The organism is Vogesella perlucida, from assembly GCF_979366545.1.
Genome location: NZ_CEETRO010000002.1, coordinates 336,209 through 359,073, shown reverse-complemented (window position 1 = coordinate 359,073; position 22,865 = coordinate 336,209). Strand labels below are relative to the sequence as shown.

Sequence of the window (22,865 nt, the reverse complement as noted above, 5' to 3'; positions counted from 1 at the left end):
GTCAGAAGGCAATATTGCCGATTACCCATACACGGGCGGCACGGTTACGGCCATCGGCATCGGTGTTGTTGGCGCTCTGGTTCGGGTTACTGCCCAGCTTGTTGGCCACGGTGATGCTGACACCACCTTTATCGTCGTAACTCAGTTTCATGCCCACGCCGGCACCGGCCAGGGTGTACTGGTTAGGCTTGCCGGCCGGCAGCGCACCGTTCCAGGTGTGCTTGTACTGCTTGATACCACCGGCATCGACAAAGCCGAACAAGGTGACATCGCCACCGGCAAATTTGCCCAGCGCGGTACGCACTTCGGCATTGGCCAGCCAGCCGTCATCCCCCAGGCCTTCGCCCATCGGGTAGGCGCGGATGCCGCTAGGGCCACCCAGCTGCAGTTTTTCACTGTTATCCAGGTTTTTGCTGGCCAGCTGGGCAGACAGCGACAGCGCCAGCTGGTAGTTCCCCGCCTTGTCCAGACGCGACAGGCGGCTTACCGCCAGGTTCAGCTTCTGGAAACCACCGCCGGTACGCGCCGAGGCGTCGTCCAGTGCGGCGTAGCCCAGGTCGCGGGACAGGTCGTTATCGCCGGCAGACAGCACGGCGCTCCAGCCCAGGCGGCCGCCCCAGCTGTCGTAGCGGTCACCATTCAGGCCCAGGCTCAGCATGGTGATCTTGCGGTCATCCAGCGTCAGCGTGCTGAGGCTGTTTTTCATGTCTTTCTGGTCCAGGCTGGCGGTCAGCGTGGTGTTGGCCGTGCCAGAACGGGTGAGCGGCAGGCTGCCAAACAGCGATACCACCTTGGTATCGCCGCTCAGGTTGCGCGGCACGTCGGTGGTAATGCCCATATCCACGTTCATGCTGGATGCCGACACGCCCACCTTGGCCCCGCGGTGGCCTACCGGCAGCTGAATGGCGACCTTGCCGCTATCCAGGCTGTCGGACTTGGTGGCGTTCAGCGACAGCTGCTCGCCGTAGCCCAGCGGGCTGTTCAGGTTCAGCTGGGTATTCAGGCGGGCGATACCGGCATGGCGGTTGCCGTAGTTGTCGGCCCACACGGCGCCATTGAACAGGCCCGCGCTTTCCACGTCGGCTTCTACCTTGGTAGTGCCGGCCACGCTACCCGGCGTCAGCTCGGCCTGCACTTTCTTGATACCCGGCACCTCGCCCGCCACCAGCAGCGCGCGCTCCAGCTCGGCGGCCTGGATAGGCTTGCCTGCCGGCGCGCCCTCAGCCAGCAAGGCTGCCACGGTGCTGTCTTTTACTGGCGACGCATTGCTGCGCACCACAATACCGTTCAGGCCGGATGCGCCATCCAGTGCGCCTTCCTGCAAGGCGATGCGTACCACGCCGTCCTGGATTTTTTGCGGCGGCAGGTAGGCTTGCACCAGCGGGTAGCCCTTGGCGCGCAGGTGGGCGGCCGCTTGCTGGGCCGCCGCTTCCAGCTGTGGCAGGCTCAGCGGTTTGCCCAGCTGCGCTTTCAGTACCGACTGCATTTCTTCATTGCTGGCCAGGGTCAGGCCTTCAAAACTGAAGCCGGTCACCAGCACCTGCGGTACCACAGGCTCCGGCGGCATGGTCAGGCCCTGCACGGCAATGGCCACGGTGCCTTCGCCCAGCATGGCGCGGTTCATGCTGACTTCGGCATAGGGGTGGCCGTGGGTACGCAGGTGTTCTGCCACGGCGTGTACGGCCTGCTCGAATTCGGCAAAACTCAGGTCACGGCCCTGCCATGGCTGCAACACCCCCTGCAAAGCCTGCTGGTCCAGCCCGGTTTCCCCCTCAAAGCGGAAACCACCTATCGACAAGCGGATAGCCTCGTTGTCGGTTTTAACCTCTGGCATGCTGGCGCGCAGCTGTACCTTGTCGCGCTTGCGCGGAAACAGGCTGGCGGGTGGCAACTTCTGGGCATTGAAAACGACACCGGCGTCCTGCGACGGCGGTGTCTGGGTAACGGCAGCGATGACGGTGTTAGCCGGCAGCACGAGAGGCAGCAGGGAAAACGCGACAACCGGCACACTCAGGGTGGCGGGCTTGGCACGGCGCTGGCGGGTAGTCTGACTGGAGTGTTCCATGGTGTTGTGATGTGACCCAGGCGCGTTTATTCAGGGAAGGTAATCTTGCAGCGCTGGCCGGATGGCAGCGCGTACTTGGGGTTGGGCAGGACCAGACGCACGCGGAACGAGCCGCTGCCGGCATCAATGACCTTGTCTACGTTGGCCACACGTGCCTTCAGCGGGCTACTGGACAGCTGCGGCGTCACATCGTAGCTCTGGCCACTGCGTACCTTGCCAAACAGCGCGGCCGGCACCACGGTTTCCACAAACAGCGGGTCCAGCTGAGCAATACGGTAGATACGCTCTTGCTTTACCAGGTCGCCGCGCTGACGGTAGCGGTCTACCACCACGCCGTTAATCGGGCTGAACAGGCTGCGCAGGCGCAGCTGCTCGCGGCGCTCTTTGAGCTCCAGTTCGGACAGCTTGTATTCGGTGGCCATCTCGTCCAGCTCCTGGCTGGAAATGAGCTGTTTCTTTTGCAGCTCCTGGTTGCGCTGTGTCTTGCGGGCACCAAACTGCGCCTTGGCCGCCTGATATTCCACCGCGGCCTCTTCTACACCGCTTTGCAGCTTGGCCAGCAGCTGGCCAGCGCGCACCACATCACCACGGTCGGCCAACACCTGACCCAGCACGCCGTCTACCGGCGTACCAACGTTGACTTCCAGCGAAGGCACAATCAGGCAAGTCGTCGCTGCCGGCGCCGCAGCAGCCAGCAACGGCCAGACAAGAAACATAGCGCCCAGCGTGCGCGGGGGGTGAGTGACAAGTTGGTTCATTGTTGTGTTGTTTTCCCTTGTGCCGGGCTACTCGGACTGGCCAGAAAAAGACAGTGCCTGCCGTGCCCTGAAGTCTGCGCTCAGCATGTGCTGCCGCAGCCGACGGTGTTGCCATTCCACGTATCTCTGTGCCGCGCGGTAGTACAGCAGACCTGCGCCACCAATTAGAGGATACTTAGCAGTTTGTAACAATCTCGATAATATAACATTAAATTTTGCTACAAATTGCACGACCAGATCATCTTCTAGCGACAGCATGATTTCATAGCTGCCAGGGTCGCCCTGTCTGGCACAGCGGCCGATCAGCTGGCGATCCACGCGCGCATTATCGTGGCGCTCGGTCAGGATCACGTGCAGGCCACCTTTCATTTTCACGTCATCATCCAGCAGCACGTCGGTCCCCCTGCCAGCCATATTGGTGGCAATGGTGACCGCCCCCGCAGCACCGGCCCTGGCCACCACATCGGCCTCCTCGGCGTCTTGCTTGGCGTTCAGTACGCGGTGCCCGATGCCGGCGGCCTGCAGGTAGCCCGCCAGCACTTCGGACGCCTTGATGCTGCGGGTGCCAATCAGTACTGGCCGGCCAGACTGTTGCATTTGTTGCACCGCGCCCACCACGGCGCGCCAGCGCTCGTCGGCAGTAGCAAACAGACGGGCACCCAGATAGCGGCGCCTGGATGGCCGGTATGGCGGCACACGCACCACCCCCAGGCCGTAGACTTCGCCCAGCTCGCCGGCCACCTCGCGGCAGGTACCGGTCATACCGGACAGCACCAGGTAGCGGCGGAAGAACAGCTGGTAGCTGATTTTGCCCAGCGTTTCGCGCTCGTCCCCCGGTGGCAGGCCTTCTTTGACTTCCACCATCTGGTGCAGGCCGCGCTCCCACGAGCGGTCGGCCATGGTGCGGCCGGTGTTTTCATCCACGATCAGCACCTTGCCCTCCCGCACGATGTAATCGATATCGCGCCGCAGACCATGGCAGGCCATCAGTGCCATGCCCACCACCTCTTCGCGCCGGTTGCGCGCACGCCAGACCGCTGGCAGGTGTGCGGCCAACCTGGCCAGCTCGTCGCGGCCGGCACCATTCAGATGCGGGTGCGCACCGGGGCCGGCGTGCTCGAAATGCACACCCGCTTGCAGTGCGCGCGCCAGCTCGATGGCCTGGCGGTAGTAGGCTTCGCTTTCGCTGCCCGGGCGGCTGGCCGAGATGATGAGCGGCGTGCGTGCTTCGTCGATGAACACGCTGTCGGCCTCGTCCACAATGGCAAACTGCAAACCCGGCAGCAGTATGTTGGCCGCACTGCGGCCACTAAGCCGCCCCAGCGCCAGCTGCATGGGGGACATCTTGTCGGCCAGCGCCAGGCGGTCGCGCAGGTAGTCGAACACCACCGATTTATTGGAGCAATAGACAATATCGGCCAGATAGCCCGGCTTTTTTTCGTCCGGCTTCATGTCTTCGCGTACCAGGCCGGTGCTCAGCCCCAGCGCGTGGTACAGCGGCGCCATCAGCGCCACGTCACGCTCGGCCAGGTAGTCGTTCACCGTCACCACGTGCACCTTGCGCCCGGCCATGGCGGCCACCGCCGCAGCCAGGGTGGCGGTGAGTGTTTTGCCCTCGCCGGTATCCATTTCCAGCAAAAAGCCCTGTAGCAGGATGTAGCCACCCTTGAGCTGGGTCGGAAAATGCCGCTTGCCCAGCAGCTCGCCCGCCCGGCGGCGCACCAGGGCAAAAGCCCGCGCCACGTGGCGGTCTTGCAGGCCATCGCGGCGCAGCAGCAGCTGCAGCTCTGCGGTGAGCGCCTGCAGGGCTGCCTCGTCCAGCGCGTCCACCGCCGGCTGGGCGGCATCCACCTGGCGCACAAAACGATTCAGCCGCCACGGCGACAGGCCAAGCCTGGCTTGCAGCCAGGTACGCAGGCGCTCGCTCTGGCGGTCCAGCCAGCTGCGGTCTTGCCAGTCGCGGCGCTGGGGGTAGAGGTCGGCAAGCAGGGAAAGGGCAAACATGGCTACACCGCAAAGCGTTTGAGGAACATCTGGCGCAGCGCACGGTACCACTGGCTGGCCAGCGGCTCGGGCTGCTGGATAAAGCGTACGTACACACGGTTACCCAGGGTGCGCGGCACGGCCCGGTTATCAAAACGCAGCTCGAACTGGAACAGCGCATTCAGCGCTACCGGCGCCTCGTGGCTGGCGTCCGGGTCCAGGCCGATCTTGCCGCCGCCTTGCAGCGACAGCGCCAGGCTGGGCAGGTCCCGCGTGGCGCCGGGCACCTCGCGCACCATGGTGGCGGGAATCAGGCCGTCTACTTCTACCGCGCTGCGGATTTCCACGCCGATATTGTGCCGGCGCACCTGGTCGACATCGGCCTGCGGCACCACCGTCAGCAGGGTGTAGCGTGACGGGTCCAGCACATAGCCCACCACATCACCACGCGCTACGTAGGCACCGACAAAATCCAGCGTGGAAGCCACCTCGAAACGGCCAGCCAGCGGGCTGCGGATCAGCAGCGCGTCCTGGCGTGTTTGCAGGTCGTGCAGGCGGTTGCGGTGGTAGCCGGTTTCGGCCTCGATGATCTGGGCTTGCACGCGGTCGGTGAGCAACACCTTGTTGCGCTTGCTTTCCATCTCGGCAATCTTGGAGCGGGTTTCCGCCAGCAGCGCCCCCAGCTCCGGCTCGTCACACGCCAGCAAAGGTTGGCCGCGCACCACCTGGCTGCCAGACGGCACCAGCACGCGGCTGCCGATGCAGCTGGCGGGGGCACGCACGCGCGACTGTTCCGACATCCAGATCACGCCTTCGGCCATGGTCCACGACGGCACCGGCACCAGCAGCACCAGCAGCAGCAAGCCCAACAGCAGCCCGCCCGCGATGGACAGCACCCGCGCCCGCACGCCCTGCAGCACCGGGTCATCCAGCAAGAAGCGGATCTGCCGCGACAGCGGCAGCAGCAGCATGTTTACCGCGCTCCACACTGCCAATAGCACGCCGACAAAGAAAAAGCGCTCGGCCACCAGCAAAATGATGGAAAGCGACAGCATGATGCGGTAGCAAAACGAGCCGATGGCATAGAACACCAGCCAGCCCGGCTCGCCTGGGGTGGTGGGCGGCGGGGTTTGCTCGCTACGCACACGGAAGACGTGCTGCTTGAACACATAGCCCATGTACTGGTTGGCCTTCTGCCCCAGGTTGGGGATTTCCAGCCAGTCGGAAAAAATGTAATAGCCGTCAAAACGCACCAGCGGGTTGGCGTTGAACAGCAAGGTGGTCACCCCCGCCAGAATCACCACCTGGTGCAGTGCAGCCTTGGCCACGCCCGGTGCCACCCAGGTCCATAGCCAGATGGCAATCGCGGCAAAGAACAGCTCGGTCATCATGCCTGCCGCGCCAATCAGCATGCGCTGGCGGCGCGATGGCAGGCTGATGGCGTAACCGGCGTCCACATAGGGCACCGGTATCATCACCAGCATCATCACGCCGGTTTCATGGCAGCTGCCGCCAAAGGCCTTTACCACCAGGCCATGCCCTATCTCGTGAATGGCCTTGAGCAGCGGAAAGATCAGCGCCAGCAGTAGCACGTTATCCGGGCGGAACACGCGCGCGGTCAGGTCGCGCGTCAGCTCGTCCCAGTGCATGCCCGCCATCACCACGCCACTGCCCACCACCAGCAGCCACAAAGGCAGGATGAAGCGCAGCAGCCAGGCGGGGGCCAGCTGGTACAGGCGGGTAAGGAACGGGTCCGGGTCGAATAGCGGAATCTTCAGCGACAGCGGGTTCATCAGGTACTGCTTGAGCTTCATGCGGCCCAGGCGCTGGCGCCGCTCGTTCAGCTCGGCCAGATCGGGTGCCTGGTCGGTCAGCAGCACGTTGGCCTGGTGCAGCTGGGTCATCAGGTTCAGCACTTCGTCCTGCGTCGGGGCATCGTCGCCCAGCGTTTCGCAGGTGCGTTGCCAGATGGCGTCCAGCGTGAGCTGGCCATCCATCAGCGCCACAATCTGGTAGGCAGCCGGGTTCAGCTTGAGAAAGCGCCCGCTACCCTGGTCTTGCAGAATATAGTGGCGTTCGCCGCGGTAGACATGGCGCACCAGGCTGGCTTGCTGGCGCAGGCGCGGCTTGAGCGGGGCCACGCGGTACCAGGACGGGGAAAACAGCGATGCACTCATGCGCCTACCACCCCAGCCACGACCAGATATTCAGCCGCAGCCAGTCAAACAGGCTATGCGTCCAGATCCATACCAGCTTGCGCTCTCCCACGTATACCTTGGCCACGCCATCCATGCCGGGGCGCAGTGTGGGGTTGCGTGTAGCCAGCACGCCTTCTACCCGGAACACGTTTTTGCCATCGCGCGCCTGCGCCACCGACGTCACCAGCGACACGCTAAAAGGCAAGCGTTCGCCCGGCATGGCGGTAACCATCAGCTGGCCCTGCTGCCCTACCCTGATTTCGTCGATATCGGCTTCTTCCACGTACAGAATCACGCGATAGGAGTCCAGCGGCGCAATCTCGAACAGGGTCTGGCCCTTCTTCACCGCGCCACCCAGCTGCTGCGACAAATCACCCGTCACGATAAAGCCGGCAAACGGGGCGCGAATGCGCGAGCGCTCCAGCATGCTTTGCGACAGCGCCTGCTGCGCCTGTGCCTGCTCGGACTGGGCAATGGAAATCTGTATCTGCGACAGGTCGCTTTGCGCCTGGGCGTCTTGCAGCTGGTTCTGGTACTGCGACTGGGTACTGCGCCATTTGCTGGCTTCCAGCTGCAGGTCGCGGTCGTCCAGCTGCGCCAGCAGTCCACCGGCCGGTACCACCTGGCCGGCGCGCTTGTAGGCCTGCGCCACAAAGCCGTCAAACGGCGCCACGATGGTGCGCTTTACCGCCCCCTCCAGCTCCGACTGCGCACCGACACGGTAGTCACCGGTGGCCAGACCCAGAAACAGCCCCAGCGCCAGCAGCACGATGGCCGCCAGCTTGCGCCCGGCGTGCAGCGGGCCCAGCAGGCGGTCGCGCTCGGTTTTCAGTGCATCGGCTGCGCGGCGCCACCACGGGCGCTCGGCGTGGCGTTTGTCCAGCAGCATGCGGCCAACAATGGGCGACAGCATGTGGGCCAGGTGGCTGGCTTCGTCCGGCAATACCGGCTCGGCCCACTCGAACACAAACACACCGTAGCGCTGCTTATCCAGATAAAACGGCACGCTCAGAATATGGTTGGCCGCAAAGCGCTCGGCCAGCGCACGGTGCTCGCGGTCGATGCGTAAGCCCCCTGCCGGGCCGGCCTCGCCGGGCTGAAAGTAAAAAGCCTGCCCTTGGTCGGCGGCCTCGTTCATGGCCCGCGCCAGAAAAGCGGCCAGATCTTGCCGCCCGGCAAACTCGGCAGAATGCGACAAGGCCTGCAGCTTGACCGTCATGCGCTGGGCAAAGCCTACCGATACGCGGTCGCAGCCCAGCGCCACGGCCATATCGGTGACCACGGCATGGCTGGCGTCGTGGGCGGTGTTTTCCCCCACCACCAGCATCAGCAAATCCAGTGATTTCAGCAGCCGCTCGGTAAAAGCGGCGTTGTCTGCCGTCACGCCTGCCGCGGCGGGCAGCAGCCAGCCCTGCCCCCACTTGAGCCAGGCCAGGCTTTCGCGGGTATAGGCTGCGGCCGGCATGGACACCGCCAGCACGCCGTGCAGCTGCTCGCCCGCCAACACCGGCAGAGCCAGCACCAGTACGCCGTCCTGCACCTGCTGTAGCGGCAGGCGCATATCCAGCACACGCTCGCACAGGCTGGCTAGCAGCGGCGACACGCTGTCGGCCCTGGGCCAGAGCAAGGCCGGTGCATAGGGGCCCTCATCCGGCACGTCGGACAACACAATCGCCAGCTCGGCCAAGGCCGGCAGGCCCTGGCGGCAGCACTGTAGCCAGGCTTGCCAGTAGGCGTGGTCGTTATACGGAGCATGGGCTAGCTGCAACCAGGCATCAGGCGCGCCGGTGGAGTGTGTGGTCATGTAGGCAAACGGCAAACGGCAGACAAAGAAAAGCCGCCAGCGGCAAGGCTGGCGGCGCGATGGGGTTTAGCCCAGTTTCAGCTCGCCGTAGCGTGCTTCGTACTCTTTCAGGCCCAGCTCCAGCATGGTGAGCAGGCGCTTGGCCGCGTACGGGTTCAGTACAACGCGGTTGCTCAGGGTCACTTGTACCTGTTTCTGGTCGCTCTGCCAGGCCTGGTTGGCACCGAACAGCACCATGATTTCTTCGCGGGTACCCAGCACATTGCACACGTTGGCGTAGCTGGTCACCATGCGGGAATCATCCCAGACGATTTGCGGCACGACAGCTTCGTTGTTCTCTTGTTGTTGGCTCATGTTCATTCCTTGCATCTAGCAATGGTTACGAAAAAACGTTGTTATCGACGATTCTTGGTGCCGCGCTCGGCAGCGCGCTTGTCGCTGCCTGGCTGACGGTCCCACAGAATTTTGCTGCGGCCCGCGCTGGTGAGCGCGGCCAAGCCCAGGGCCAGGTCTTGCGCCTGTGCCATCACATCGCTAGCGGCACCGGCTGCGGCGGTATTACCCGGCTCGGCGGCGGCTGCCGGCGCGGCAGGCTGCGGCTGGGCCGGGATATTTTCCGGTGCAACAGGCGCGGCAGAGGATACCACATCACTACCAGTTTCAGCGGCAGGTGTGGCAGGATCTGCCGGCACGTCCGGCTGGGCGGATGCGGCCTCGGCAGCAGGCGTGGCGTCGGCTTCCGGCTCGGCCTGCGTGCTCAGCACCACGTCCTGCATGGCTTGCTGTGCCGGCGTGGCTACCGGTGCCAGCTCGACCGCCACCGTACTGACCGGCGGCAAGCTGCCCTGCAGCGGCTGGGTAGCGCTAAACAGCACATCGCCCAGCGTGGCAACAGACACCACTGGCTGCTGGCTGTCCTGCTCGCCCTCTTCTGCCTGCTGGCTGCTGGCGCTACCGCCAGCTTCCGTGCGGCCAACCATGGTCTGGCCAGGGCCGGACTGCTGGCTAGCCTGGCTGCCATTGGCCGTGCTGCCAGCCGTGGTGCCACCCGCTGCCGTGCTACCGCTATTGGCCAGCTGTTGCGCCTGCACTACTTGCTGGTCGGTGACTGGCTGGGCTACCAGCGTGGCACCGGCGACCGAGATGACGATATCGAAACGGGCGCTACCGTCTTGCGACAGCACGGTAAAGCGGTCTTGCTGCTGGCTACCGGCGGCCAGGCTGGCGTTTGCTGCCAGCTGGTAGTGCCACTGGCCATTGGCAGCCAGACTCAGCTGGCCGTACACGCCTGCCAGGCTGCCTGCCTGCACGCTGGCTTCACCCTGGTCGATGTCGCTGACCTGCAGCTGGCCGGCGGCCTGCTGGCTGCCATCCGCCTTCACGCTGCCCTGGCTGTCGCCACTGATCACCGCGCTGTGGTTGCCACCCGTTACCGCAATACTCACGCTCGTCTGGCTACCATCCACACTGTTCACCACAAAGGTCTCGTTTACCACCGCCCCTTTGGCCAGTGCGCTGGCGTCTTGCAGCTGGTACTGCCACTGGCCGTCGGCTGCCTGGCTGAACACGCCGTAGCTGCCCTGGTAACGCTGCGCCACAAAGGCGGCTTCGCCAGCATCGCTATCGCTGATGCTGAGCTGGCCGCTGGCCAGGGTGCTGCCACCTTGCTGCACGGCACCGGCCAGTGCGCCACCGATCACGGCGGCATGGTTGCCACCCGTCACGGTAATCACCAGCTGCACAGTGCTGCCTTCGGCGGTACGTACGGTAAAGCTGTCCTGGCTGGTAGCCCCTTTGGCAATGCTGCTGCCGTCTTGCAGCAAGTACACCCAGCTGCCATCGGCCTGCAGCTGCAGCTGGCCGTACTGGCCCTGGCTATTGCCTGCCACAAATACCGCTTCGCCGGCATCGATGTCATTCACCAGCAGTTGGCCGCTGCTGCTGCGCTGGCCATCTTGCGCAACCGCGCCCGCCAGCTGGCCGCTAACACTGGCGGCATGGTTGCCACCGGTCACGGCCACCACCACGGTGCTGCTGCTGCCGTCTACGCTCTGTACCTGGAAGCTTTCCTGCACGGTAGCGCCCTTGGCAATACTGCTGCCATCCAGCAGCTGGTAGGCCCAGCTACCGTCGGCCTGCAGGCTGAAGCTGCCATGCTGGCCGGCGATGGTCTGCGCTACAAACGCTGCCTCGCCCGCATCGATATCGCTGATGCTGAGCTGGCCGCTGGCCTGCTGCTGGCCGTCTTTGGCCACGGCGCCGCTTTGCTGGCCGGCGATCTGGGCGGCGTGGTTGCCACCCGTTACGCTGATGCTCACGCTGCTGCTGGTGCCGTCTTTGGCCAGGACGGTGAACTGCTCTGCCACGGTCTGGCCCTTGGCCACGGCCGCGCCGTTGCTCAGGGTGTAAGTCCAGCTGCCGTTGGTATCCAGCTGCAGGGTGCCGTAGCTGCCTGCCTGGCTGCCTGCCTGGAACTGCGCCTCGCCGTCGTCGGCATCGCTGATCTGCAGTTGGCCGCTGCTGCTGTGCGCGCCGTCTTGCGCCACGCTGCCGCTTTGCTGGCCGCTGATGATGGCGGCGTCGTTCACACCGATGATGTCCACCGTCAGCGTGGTAGTGGCGCCGTCTACCGTTTGCACGGTAAAGCTCTCGCGGCGGCTGCTACCGGCTGCCAGCGCCTGCACATTGGCGCTGAGCGCAAACTGCCAGGCGCCGTCGGCCGACAGCTGCAGCGTACCCAGCTCGCCCACAAAGCTGCCCGGCAAGAACACGCTGGCGAGGCCCGCCAGGCTGTCTTGCAGGCGGCCGCTGCTGCTGGTGGCACCGTCTTCTACCAGGCTGGCAAGCTGTGCCTGCGGCTGGTCGTTGCTGCCGTTGATGGTGAAGGTAACGGTGGTCTGGCTGCCGTCGGTGGTGGTCAGCACAAACACCTCGCTGCGTACATCGCCGTCGCGCAGCGCTTGCACACGGGCATTGCTGGTGCTGTCGTTGCCCAAGGTGTAGCTCCAGCTACCATCCACCTTGACTTCCAGCTTGCCGAAGCGGCCTTGCTGGGTGTTGGCAGCCGGGTCGAAGCTGGCCACGCCGCCCGACAGCGCCGGGTAGGCAATACGGCCGCTGGCACGGGTGCTGCTGTCTTCTGTCAGCGTGCCCTTGCCGTCCAGGTCACCTTCCACCGTACCGCTGCCGCCACCGTTTTGCGGTTTCACGTAGCCGCTGGTAGTCACGCCCATTTCACCGTACTCGCCCAGCATCACCACGCTGACAATCTGGCGCACCAGGTCGGCCAGGCCACTACCCGGGATAATGCTGTGCTGCGGGTTGGCCGCATCCAGCTCTGCGCTGCCGGACAAGGTATCCACGCCGGTGCCGCCCAGTACGATATTGCGGCCGCTGTTGGGCAGCACGAAACTGTCGCTGGTCAGCAGCGGGTCCGCGGCATCGCTGCCGGTGCTTTGCACCAGCTGCAGTGCGCCTGTGGCATCAAAATTGGCTTGGGCGCCGTCGCCGGCCACCACGCGCAAGGCGGCATCGCCACCGCTCAGCGTGAGGGCATCGCGGCCAAAGCCGCCAAACACATAGGCCGTACCGGCGCCGATATTCAACGTGTCGTCGCCACCGCTGCTGTCGCTCTGTGTGCCCACGCGCACCAGCTTGCCGCTGCCGTCTACGGCAAAGGACACGCTGCCCGCGTCGCCAAAGGCAATATTGCGGTCGCCCGCGACAGTGAGCGATTCCACCTTGTCGCTGCCTGCGCCGCCAAACAGCAGCTTGTCGCCACTGCCCACGCGGATGCTGTCGTCGCCGCCGCTTTGCGGCTGGCTGCTTTCGGCAAACAGGTGCTGGTAGCCGCTAGCGGCACCGCTGCGGCGGTAGTCCAGGTTGTCACCGGACACCACGTCGCGGCTTAGCACGCTGCCCAGCACATTGATGCGGTCGCTGCCCATGCCGCCGGCCACGATATTGAAGTCGGCCATCACGCCGGCAATGGCATCACCGGTCATCGACACGGTGATGTCGTCGTTACCGCCGGTAGACGGGTCGCTATCCAGCGTGCCAAACGAAGTCAGGCGGCCGGCAATATCAAAGATCATGCTGGCGTTATCACCCGCCACCGCGCGTTCGGACGCCAGGCTGGCGGTACCGCGCTGCGACTGCACGCTGATGGTGTCGGCACCAAAGCCGCCCACCACCACCTTGTCACCGTCGATAGCCGACACGCCCACGCCCAGCTGCAGTACGTCGTTGCCGCCCTGGGCAATGCCGCTGCTGCTGACCGAGGCCAGCTTGCCGCTACTGCCAAAGCTCACATTGCCGCTATCGCCCAGCACCACGCCAAAGCCTTTGCCGGCGGTGACTTTGTCGGCACCCTGGCCGGCAATCACCACGTGCTCGCCATGCGTCAGGGTCAGCGTATCGCCCGCGCCTTGTTCTGGCAGCAGGCTGCCCACGCTGGTCAGCGCAGCATTGCGCCCGCTGTTACGCTGCAGCTGGCCGTTATCGCCCAGCAGCACGGCATTGACCGAGGCACCGTAGACCGACAGCACGTCCTCGCCCATCCCGCCTACCAGCTGCGCCTCGCCCAGCTCGCCGGCTATCGCCCCGGTGCTGCCGATCTGCAGCGTATCGCCGCCACCGGTCACCGCGGTCTGGTCCAGCGTCAGCAGGGATACCAGGCTGGCCGCCTGGCGGGCCACGTTGCCCTCGCCCGAGAACAGCAGCTGGGCGTTGTCGCCCACCAGCGTGCGGAAGGCGTTTTCGGTGCTATTGACCTGCACCCCGTCGCGGCCATAGCCGGCGATCACGGTGATGTCACCATCGCCCAGGGTGAGCTGGTCGTCGCCACCAAAGCCGATGTCGGTGCTTTCCATTTTTTGCAGCTGCACGCTACCGGCCGCATCAAACACCACGCGGCCAGCATCACCCAGCGCCAGCACGCGCTCTACCGCGCTGCCTTCGCGCACGGTTTCGGCCACGATGCGGTCGTTGCCGAAACCACCCACGATCAGCTTGTCGCCTTTGCCGGTACGAATCTGGTCGTCGCCGCCCAGGCTGGCAGCCAGGCTGCTAGCCGACAGCACACCATAGCCCAGCGGTTTACGGCGCAGCTCGCCGTTGTCGCCAAACAGGATGTCCTGGCTGCGCGCCACGCTGCGCACCACGATCTGGTCGGCACCCATACCACCAAATACCACTTGCAGGCCCAGGTTGGTCGCCAGGTCTTTCTGGCCCAGGCTGATCACGTCGTCACCGCCGGTGGCGGTAATGGCATCGGTGGTCACCAGGTCGGTCAGGCCGCTGCGCGCGTCGTAGCTGAAGCGGGCATTGTCGCCGGCCACAAAACGGCCCTGGCTACCGGCCAGGTTGTCTTGCAGATCCAGGCCAGTCACCGTGGCCGGGCTGCTGGACTGCGGCAGGCCGGTGGCGTCGATATCGACCACATCGGCACCAATGCCACCGATCACGTGCTTGATACCGTCACGCAGCAAGATACGGTCGGCGCCGCCGATCACCGGGTCGGTGCTCTGCATCTCGCGCAGCATGCCGTTGCGCGCCACGCTGTCGTAGTTCAGCTCGCCGTTATCGCCTACCACCAGCTGTGCGCCATCGCGGGCGTACAGGGTGTCGGCGCCAAAACCGCCCAGCAGCACTTTGCCACCGTCGCCGCTGGCCAGAATATCGTTGCCGCCCTTGTCGTTTACCGTGCTCTTGACCTGCAGCATCAGGTTGCGCTGGCCATTGCCGGCATCGGCGGCGGTACGGTGGATTTCGCCGTTATCGCCCAGCAGGATGTCCTGGCTGGTGGCAGTGCCGCGGCGGATTTCACCGGTCACCGGGTCGATTTCGGCACTCACCAGTACGGTGTCGCTGCCCATGCCGGCCACCACCATGTTCAGGCCGATATCGCTGGCCATGCCACTGCTGGCGATGGTGATCTTGTCGTTACCGCCGGTGGCATCGGCCACGTCAGTCGTCACCAGGTCGGTCAGGCCGCCCAGGGTGTCGAAGCTGAAGATGGCGTGGTCGCCGCTGATGTAGCGGTAGTTGGCCGCAGCCGAGGCCGCGGCACTCACGGTGATCACGTCGGCACCGGCACCACCGGCCAGTACGGCATTGCCGGACTGCAGGCTGATGCTGTCGGCGGCACCGGTGGTTTCACGCACTTGCGCGTCGACACTTTGCAGCAGATGCGCATCCTTTTTGGCGCTGCCAAACACCACCTGGCCGCTATCGCCCAGCACCACATTGCGGCTGTCGGCGGCGTCGTTGATGCTGACGCTGTCGGCACCGGCACCGGCAATCACCACATTGCTGCCGCTACCCAGGGTAATGGTGTCGGTCGCACCGTTTTCGTCAAAGCTGTTGCCCACGCTGGTTTGCGCGGTCAGGGTCAGGCGGGTATCGGATTTCAGCGTAAAGCTGCCCAGGTCGCCCAGCACCAGGCTATTGCCGTTGCCCAGCGTGATGCTGTCCTGCCCCAGGCCGCCCAATACCACATGGTTGCCGTTGAGGCCGACGATGGTGTCGTTGCCGCCACCACCGTTAGCCGTGGACTGCGCCTGGCTGGCATCGCCGTCTTTCAGCTCGCCACGGGCTTCGAACGCCAGGCGGCCAAAGTCGCCTACCACGGTGTCGTCGCCGCCACCGGTGTAGAAGCGGTCGGCACCGCTGGAGCCCATCAGCACGTCGTTGCCGTCGTTGCTATCCAGGCCGCCAATCAGCACTTGCGCGCCCGGCAGGTCGCCCAGTTTGGCGTTCTGGATGGTGGTGCCGTACCAGGTCCAGGTACGGCTTGGCAGCAGCTCCCACGCCGGCTTGCCGGACACCAGCTCGACCAGTTTGCCGCTTTCTTTCATTTTCAGGGTGTCAGCCACCAGCAGGTCGTTGCCTTCCATGCCGACCAGTACGTCGCTACCCTTCATGCCCAGTATCACGTTCTGGCTGGCATCGCCCACCAGTACGTCGTCGCCGGCACCACCGATCATGGTGTGGAAGCCGCGCACGGTGACCTTGGCCGCCTCGTTGGTAAAGCGGCTTTCCGACGGCACGTCGGCCAGCGGGCCTTTTACGGCTGCCGGAATGGTGTAGGCACGGCCGCTTTCGTTGATGCGCACGCCGCTGTTGTACTGCGACAGGTCCAGGATATTGCGGGCACCGGCTTTTTCGTTGCCGCCAGACACACCAACACCACGGGTGGGGCCGCCGTAGAGGCTGTTGGTAATGGCGGCCTGGTTGGCAAACACGAATACATCGCTATTGCTGCCGCCAATCAGGTTTTCCACGCCCAGGAAGCGGAACAGGCGGTCGCCAAAGTTATTGTCGCCATTGGCTTTGCCCGCGGCGGTATTGGTGATGACACCTTCGTCCAGCGCCTCGTCAGCGGTGATCAGGCTATCGAGTTTGGCAGCGGCTTTGCTGCCCATACCGGCCTGCAGTGCGGCGACGTCTTCGGCCACATTGCTGACATTGATATGCAGCATGGCTTCTTCGGCCGACATGTCGATGGTGTCGTCACCCTGGCCACCCACAAACAGGCCCACTTCGGTAACAGCATCGAAACTCATCAGGTTGCTGCCGGCAGACACGTTCAGGCCAGCGGTATCCAGTACCAGGCTGCTGGCCACGGCCGAGAAGTCGAACACGTTGGCCGCACCGCCGCTATCGTCGTCGTGCACGGTGGCGCTGGCCCAGTTTTCCAGGAAACGATAGCTATCGCTGCCGCTGCCGCCGATCATCTCGGTACTGCCACCGCGCGCCAGCAGCAGGTCGTTACCGGCATTGCCACGCAGGATGGTGGTACCGGTACCGCCGATCAGGATATCGTCCTTGGCACCGCCAAGAATCTGGTCCTTGCCAGCACCGCCCACCAGCACGGCCTGGATGGTTTTCAGGCCGCTGGCGTCGATGATGTCATTCCCCTTGCCGGCGTAGCCCAGGATGCGCTTCACGCCACTATAGGTCTTGACGTACTCCACGCCGTCCAGCGTGGCGGTAATTTCGATCTCGCCGTTACCGATTTCCTTGATGACGAATTTCTCGTCGCCGTCTTCGATATTGCGGTTGATGCGGTCGCGGGCCTGTTTGTTGATGTCGCTGCCGTAGGTGGCATCCACGTCGATCAGGTTGGCACCGTCAAACGAGCCCATATGCAGCACCCAGGTGCCGTCGCCGTTGTCGTCGGACGCCAGGATCGGCATGCACGGTGTCGGGGTCCACTGCAGCTCGAACAGGTCCACCTCCAGCAGCGTCTTGTCGAACACGGTGGCCCAGCCAAACAGCACGAACAGCTTCACGTACACATCCACGTACAGCGAGCCGGCAATGCTGGCTTCTACCACGTTCAGCGGGTTGCACATCAGGGCATTGATGATTTCCTTGGCGCGGAACTTGCCGTCATTGGCGCCCGGGCCTTCCTCGTCCCAGAAGTCCACTTCGCCTTTCAGCTTCAGGCCCGCTTCGATACCGGCGCGCAGCACACCGGCGTTGAACTCACCGTAGATGGCCAGTTTGGCCAGCACGTCGATTTCCGGCAGGTCGATACCGTTCTTGAAGTTATCGCTGACATAGAAGCCGTCGAAGATATCCAGCGCATTACCCGAGTCGATAAACTTGATGATGCCGCTGGTATCAAAGCCCAGCGTCAGGTTCACTGCGATATCCAGCGAACCGCGCATGCCCACTTTCAGGCCCGGGAACACAAAAGCCCCGACATCGATCATGACACCCACGCCCAGGCTAGGCGGGGTGTAGGTCACCAGGTCTACCGGTTTGCCCATGATCAGGTCCAGCACTTTGGACAAGTCTTGCAGCAGCGGTATCTTGAAGGCGTTATTCGGGTTGTTCAGCTTGTCCAGGAAGCCTTTGGTGCCGCTGGCACTTGGCGTCTTGGCCGGGGTGCTGCTACCACTGCTGGCTGCCGGTTTAGGGGCATCCAGCGCCTTGTTCACGTCCTGGGTCTGGCCAGTGAGCGACGCCCCTTTACGGCTGGAGGCATTGGTCAGGTCGCCGGCCAGGTTGAACACGCGCCCTACCGGGATAATCAGGCCTTCGGCATCCACCGGAATGCTGTTGAACAGGTCCAGCATGGTGACAAAGGTCTTGATGAACTCGATGCGCTTGTCACCCTTGCCCAGGTCGGAAGCCAGGTCCAGCAGGGTGTAATCCTTGCCTGCCAGCTTGGACAGGCCCGGAATCGGCGTGGTGAGGCCATCGATAATCGGCTGCAGCGGCTTGGTGATGCTCTGTACCTTGGACACGATCGGGCCCAGGAAGTCGCTGAAGAAGCTGCCGACATCAATGCCCAGCTCGGTAATCCACACCTGCGGCGAGGTGGTGAACAAGCTGTCGTAGCCGATGGCCGCCGGGTTGTTCTTCAGGCCCCAGGTCAGGTGGAAGTCGGCCACCAGGCGCGGCAGTACCTTGCTGCCTTCGATGGACAGGTCCATCTTGAAGTTGGCCTGCGCCTTGCCGGTGACTTCGGACTTGAACAGATCGCCAAACTTGCCGCGCGTCATCTCGCCAAAGGTGATGCGGCCGTCGTTGCTGCCGGCACGGTCGATCATGTCGATGGCAAAGCTGCCATGGAACCAGGTGCGCGAGCCGATATCGCCGCGGTTGCCTGCGTCAAACAGACCGCCGGCACTGTTCTTGGTGTACGAGGTCAGGTTGCTGGCGTCAGGGCCGACAATGGAATTGCCGTGGTCGTCGGTAAGCTTGCCTTGCAGGAAGAAGATCTTCGCTGTCATCGAAGCCGGCTGGGTGCTGTCTTTGAGCTTGGCCGCATCGGCCGACAGGGTTACGGTCTTGCCAACAAACTTGTCACCCGCGAACACCACTTTGTGGCCGGTAATCTTCTTGGTGGCCGGGTCGGCTTGCGCGGTAACCGTAATGCCGGTGTACGACTTGCTGACCGCCTTGTTCAGCGCCGCCTGAATCTGGCTGGCCGACGCGCTGCGGCTGATGGCCGCCGTGGTGTAGGTCTTGCTGCCATCGCTAAAGCTCAGCGTGTAGGTGCCGGCATCGCCCTTGGTAAAGTTAAAGCTGCTTTCCGTGGCACCATTGGTCACGTCCAGCTGGCCACCGCCGCTGCCGATCAGGTAGGCATCAAAGCTGATGCTGATCTCTTTGACCGTTTGCGCTTCGGTGAGCTGCCACGGGTTGATGATTTCCGGGTTAGCCGCGGTGTAGGCCGCTTGCTGGTCTGCCGCTACCACGTACTGCCCGTCCGGCAGGCCGGCCTTGCCGGCCATATTGCTGACCAGGTACAGGCCGTCGGTGGTGTTCACGCCAAAGCCCAGGTAGAAATCCCAGCCCAGGTCCAGCTGTACGCCGCCTTCTACCTCTAGCGACAGGCCCGGCAGGCCCATGTCGAACGACAGGTCGATATCGCGCGACAGCAGGTTCTGCCCCAGGTGCATGCGGAACTGCAGCGCCTTGGCTTCTTGCAGGGCGTCGTGGCCTGCCAGGGTGTTGACGACGTCGCCACCTTTCTTGTCGCCACGCTTGTCGTCCTTGGTACCGGCCAGGGTGTAGCCCAGGCGCGTACCGTTGGCCACGCCGGTCAGACCCATGGCCAGGAATTCCACCACGATGTCGTCGGCGGTAATCAGGTTGTCGCCGTTGTAGTCTTTCAGGAAGTTCAGGAACGGGTTATCGCCGGCGTCTTCGCCTTTTTCCAGCCACTGGTCCAGCGATGCGGCCTGAATCTTGCCATCGCCGTTACTGTCATTGGTAAAGGCTTCAAACAGCACCTGGCGCAATGCGTTGTCCATGCCACCGTAGGTGTCTACCGTGCTGTTCACAAAGTCGCTGATCTTGGCAATCACGCTGCTGCGGAAATCACCGACAAACTGCGTGCCCTTTTTCAACTGGCTGCCAATCAGCGGCAGCGGCAGCGAGGCCATGGCGTCCAGGCTCTTCTGGATACCCTTCAGGGCGTAATCGATGCCGTCAATGATGATGGCCGGGTTGCGGATCAGCTGGATCAGCGGGTTTTTCAGCGCCATCACGCTGTAAACCTTGTCCAGGTTTGGCAGCGCGTAGTTGATGATCTTGGTGGCGTCGTAGTCGCCCGCAGTCTTGATCTGCGCCGAGCTGACCGCCACACCTTGCAGCATGGCCTGGGTCAGGGCTTTCAGGCTGTTGATGCGGACTTCGACATTGCCCACCTGATAGGTGCTTTCCAGGCCCGGAATCAGCACCTGACCCAGCTCGACCAGCTCGCTGTCCAGCTCTACGCTGGCAGGCAGCAGCACACTGGCGGTACCGTCAAAGTCCACATCCAGGTTATTGAACAGGGTACCGAACGGGCTGGCTTTCAGCTTGGTGGTGTCGGCGCTTACCGTCACCATCTTGCCCGCCAGGGTGGCGCCGCCAAAGCGGATGCTGAAGCCGCCGTAGTTCTTGTCTACCACCACTTCGATACCGCTATAGCCTGCGCCCACCGCCTGGTTCAGGCGGGTTTGCAGCTCGGTGGCGCCAATGTCGTAGGCCAGGTTGGCCGCAACATAATTCACCCCACCAGCGCTGAACTTCAGATCAAAGGTGCCGCTGCTGCCGGCCACCACCGACACGCGCGCCACGGTGGCGGTTTGCAGACCGCTCGGGTCTTTACCCGCCACCACCGGTACCACGGCTACCGCGCCCTGGTGGGTCAGCTTGGCGGTATTGGCGGTCATGGCCGCCACGGACTTGCCTGCCAGGCCACCGGCAAAGCGTACGTCCCAGCCCTGGGCCAGGTTGGCCGCATTGTGGGCGGCCACGCTAACGGCTACCGCCACCTCGCCGACTTTCACTGCCGCCAGTTTGGCGTTCAGCGCGCTGGCCACGTCGGCAGCGCTGGCGTTCCAGGCGATGTCGTCGGTGGTGTAGGTTTTGCCGGCAATCTCTACCGACAAGGTAAAGCTGCCGCCCGAGCCGCTAGGCACGCGCACCCACTGGATGGTATCGGCGCTACCCAGCGCGGCCTCGCCGGCTTTCAGGGCGTGGGCGGTCACGGTAATGGTTTTGCCGGTGAGCGCACTCCCGCCCAGGTTCACTTTCCAGCCCTGGCTCAGGTCGGACGGGTTCACCGCCGTCACACTCACGCTGCCCTTGATAGCCTGCGGGCCAAAGAACAGCGCTTTTTCCAGCAGCGCCTGCATGGCGTCGGCGTCGTAGCTGCGGCTAAAGCTGTCGGTGTAGAAGGTGCTGCCCCCTACCACCAGCTTCAGGCGGTAGGTTTCATCTGCCGTCGAGGCGGTATCGTCGGCTGGCGGCACCAGCTTGATGACTGCACCGCCGGTATTGCCGGTAATGCTGAAGTTGGCCGCAGCCTCCTGCCACTGCAGTGCCACGCTATCGCCCTGCTGCAGCACGCTTACTGCCACGGCAGACGACAGATAATGGCGGCCGTCGCCATGGCCGGCACTGCCGGCGGCTTCGTCGTTCAGGTACAGGCCGGCACGGGCCAGTACGCTGGCGATACCGTTGCTGATCTTCAGCGACAACGGCCCCAGGCCGGCGGCAAAGTTCAGGTCCTGGCCATCGACCTCCAGCCCCAGCTGGGCAAAGGTGCCTTTGTCGTCTTTGTAGTTATCGGCGGTGCCGTTATTGTCGTGGTCAAAGACAAACAGCTCGCCGGAATCCAGGTCTACGCCCAGCGCGATATTCAGCATGGCGCTGGATTTCAGGCCGATCTTGGCACTGCCGCCCACATCGGCCAGTGTGCTGACCGCGCCCATCAGCTGCTTCACGGTATCGCCGCCGATCAGGTCGCCCAGTTTTTCCAGGTCCATGGCCAGCGAGAAGTTCTGGTCGGCCAGCTTGATCACGTACGGGATGGTGATGGCCAGCGCATTGGTCTTGGCGTCGTAATCGATATTGATGCCGAACACGTCCGGGCGCGCCGCGTCGTAAATCGGCATGCCAAAGCTTTCCGACAGCACCTTGCGCAGCTCGGTCACGCCCTGGGCCGGGTTGCTGCCCAGTTTGTCCAGCGCGTGCGCCAGCGCAGACGCCACGTCCAGCATGTCGTTGACGCTGCGGTCGATCAGCGGAATGTTCTGGTTCAGGAAGGCAAAGCTGTCCATCTGGCCCAGCAGGTTGCCCACCATTTTCAGGCCGTCGATCAGCTGTACCCACGACAGCTTGCGGAAACCCATCAGCACGTCGGCACCGGTTACGCGCACGTCTACCGCGTCTTTCAGGCTGCTCACGCCTTTCCATACGTCGATGATAGGCAGGCTGATATCAATGCTAGGGTTAGCATCCGGCGGCAGCAGGTTCAGGCCGCCAGCGTCGACCTTGATGCCTTCGATCGTCAGGCTGGCGGTCGGCTGGGTACCCGCGCCGTAGGTGGAATCGCTAAAGGTAATCGGGGTGAAGTAGTCCTTGATCAGGCTACGGCCCACCACGGTCATGGCGGCGGCAGTGGGCGCGGTAAACTTCAGCACCGCGTTTTGTTGCTCCACACTGCCATCCAGCTTGTACAAATCGCCCAGCGTGACAAAGGTGTGGCTGGCAAACGGCACGGTCGCCAGCGGCGGCACCTGCTTGCCGGCCCAGGCGGTCAGCTCGGCCTTGATGGCGGCGTTCACGTCGCCGGCCAGGTCGGCCAGCGAGGTATTGTTGGCCGCATCGGCAGCCAGCACGGTGACATCCAGCGCAATGGCTTTGCCGCCGTTTACGGCCGGGTCGGTCAGCGTCACCCGCAGGCCCACGTCCAGCGGCAGCTGGCCGGTAAGCGGGTCGACAGCCAGCGCGCCCAGGGTTTTGCTCTGGCCGGCGTTAAGGGTAATGTCGGAACGCGAACCCAGCAGGCTGTCGTTGCGGCTGCCGGCGTCCAGCAGGTCGCTCACGTACACGCGGTCGCCAGCCTGGCCGGACGCGCCGTTCTGCATCTGCACGTTCACGCCGGCATCAATCGCGGCTTTCATCTGGTCCATAGTCATGGACACAAAACCCAGCTTGCCGGTGGCGCTGAAGTCTTCCACCCCGGCCACGATCTTGCCGCCCAGCAGGGTGTCCTGCAGGAACAGCGACACGCCGCGCGCCTTGTAGGTCACGCCAGGCTGGAT

Annotated in this window: 7 protein-coding genes (1 of these 7 cut by a window edge); all 7 read right to left on the bottom strand. The window is 63.8% G+C overall.

Features of this window, described 5'->3' with window-relative positions:
- Position 1: 1 nt before the first annotated feature.
- Positions 2-2,065, bottom strand: coding sequence for a POTRA domain-containing protein (locus tag ACZ9XP_RS04110; protein ID WP_465188049.1), 2,064 nt, complete (start codon positions 2,063-2,065; stop codon positions 2-4).
- Positions 2,066-2,091: 26 nt separating this feature from the next.
- Entirely contained in the window at positions 2,092-2,823 is a 732-nt protein-coding gene (locus ACZ9XP_RS04105) for an efflux RND transporter periplasmic adaptor subunit (protein ID WP_465188048.1), read from the bottom strand.
- A gap of 27 nt (positions 2,824-2,850) precedes the next feature.
- On the bottom strand, positions 2,851-4,827 hold the full coding sequence (locus ACZ9XP_RS04100; RefSeq protein WP_147684771.1) for a preprotein translocase subunit SecA: 1,977 nt from the start codon (positions 4,825-4,827) through the stop codon (positions 2,851-2,853).
- Between the two features lie 2 nt (positions 4,828-4,829).
- Positions 4,830-6,983 carry a PqqD family peptide modification chaperone gene (locus ACZ9XP_RS04095; protein WP_147684769.1) on the bottom strand — a complete coding sequence of 718 codons (2,154 nt, stop codon included), beginning with the start codon at positions 6,981-6,983 and terminating at the stop codon, positions 4,830-4,832.
- Positions 6,984-6,987: 4 nt separating this feature from the next.
- Positions 6,988-8,808: an efflux RND transporter periplasmic adaptor subunit gene (locus tag ACZ9XP_RS04090; RefSeq protein WP_465188046.1), complete on the bottom strand. Its 1,821-nt coding sequence runs from the start codon at positions 8,806-8,808 to the stop codon at positions 6,988-6,990.
- A gap of 66 nt (positions 8,809-8,874) precedes the next feature.
- Entirely contained in the window at positions 8,875-9,162 is a 288-nt protein-coding gene (locus ACZ9XP_RS04085; protein WP_206208714.1) for a DUF3467 domain-containing protein, read from the bottom strand.
- A gap of 41 nt (positions 9,163-9,203) precedes the next feature.
- A protein-coding gene (locus tag ACZ9XP_RS04080; protein WP_465188045.1) for a VCBS domain-containing protein crosses the window boundary here: on the bottom strand, positions 9,204-22,865 show its end. The gene runs 15,663 nt beyond the window's last position; only the last 13,662 of its 29,325 coding nucleotides appear in the window; its start codon lies beyond the right edge, outside the window; the stop codon is at positions 9,204-9,206.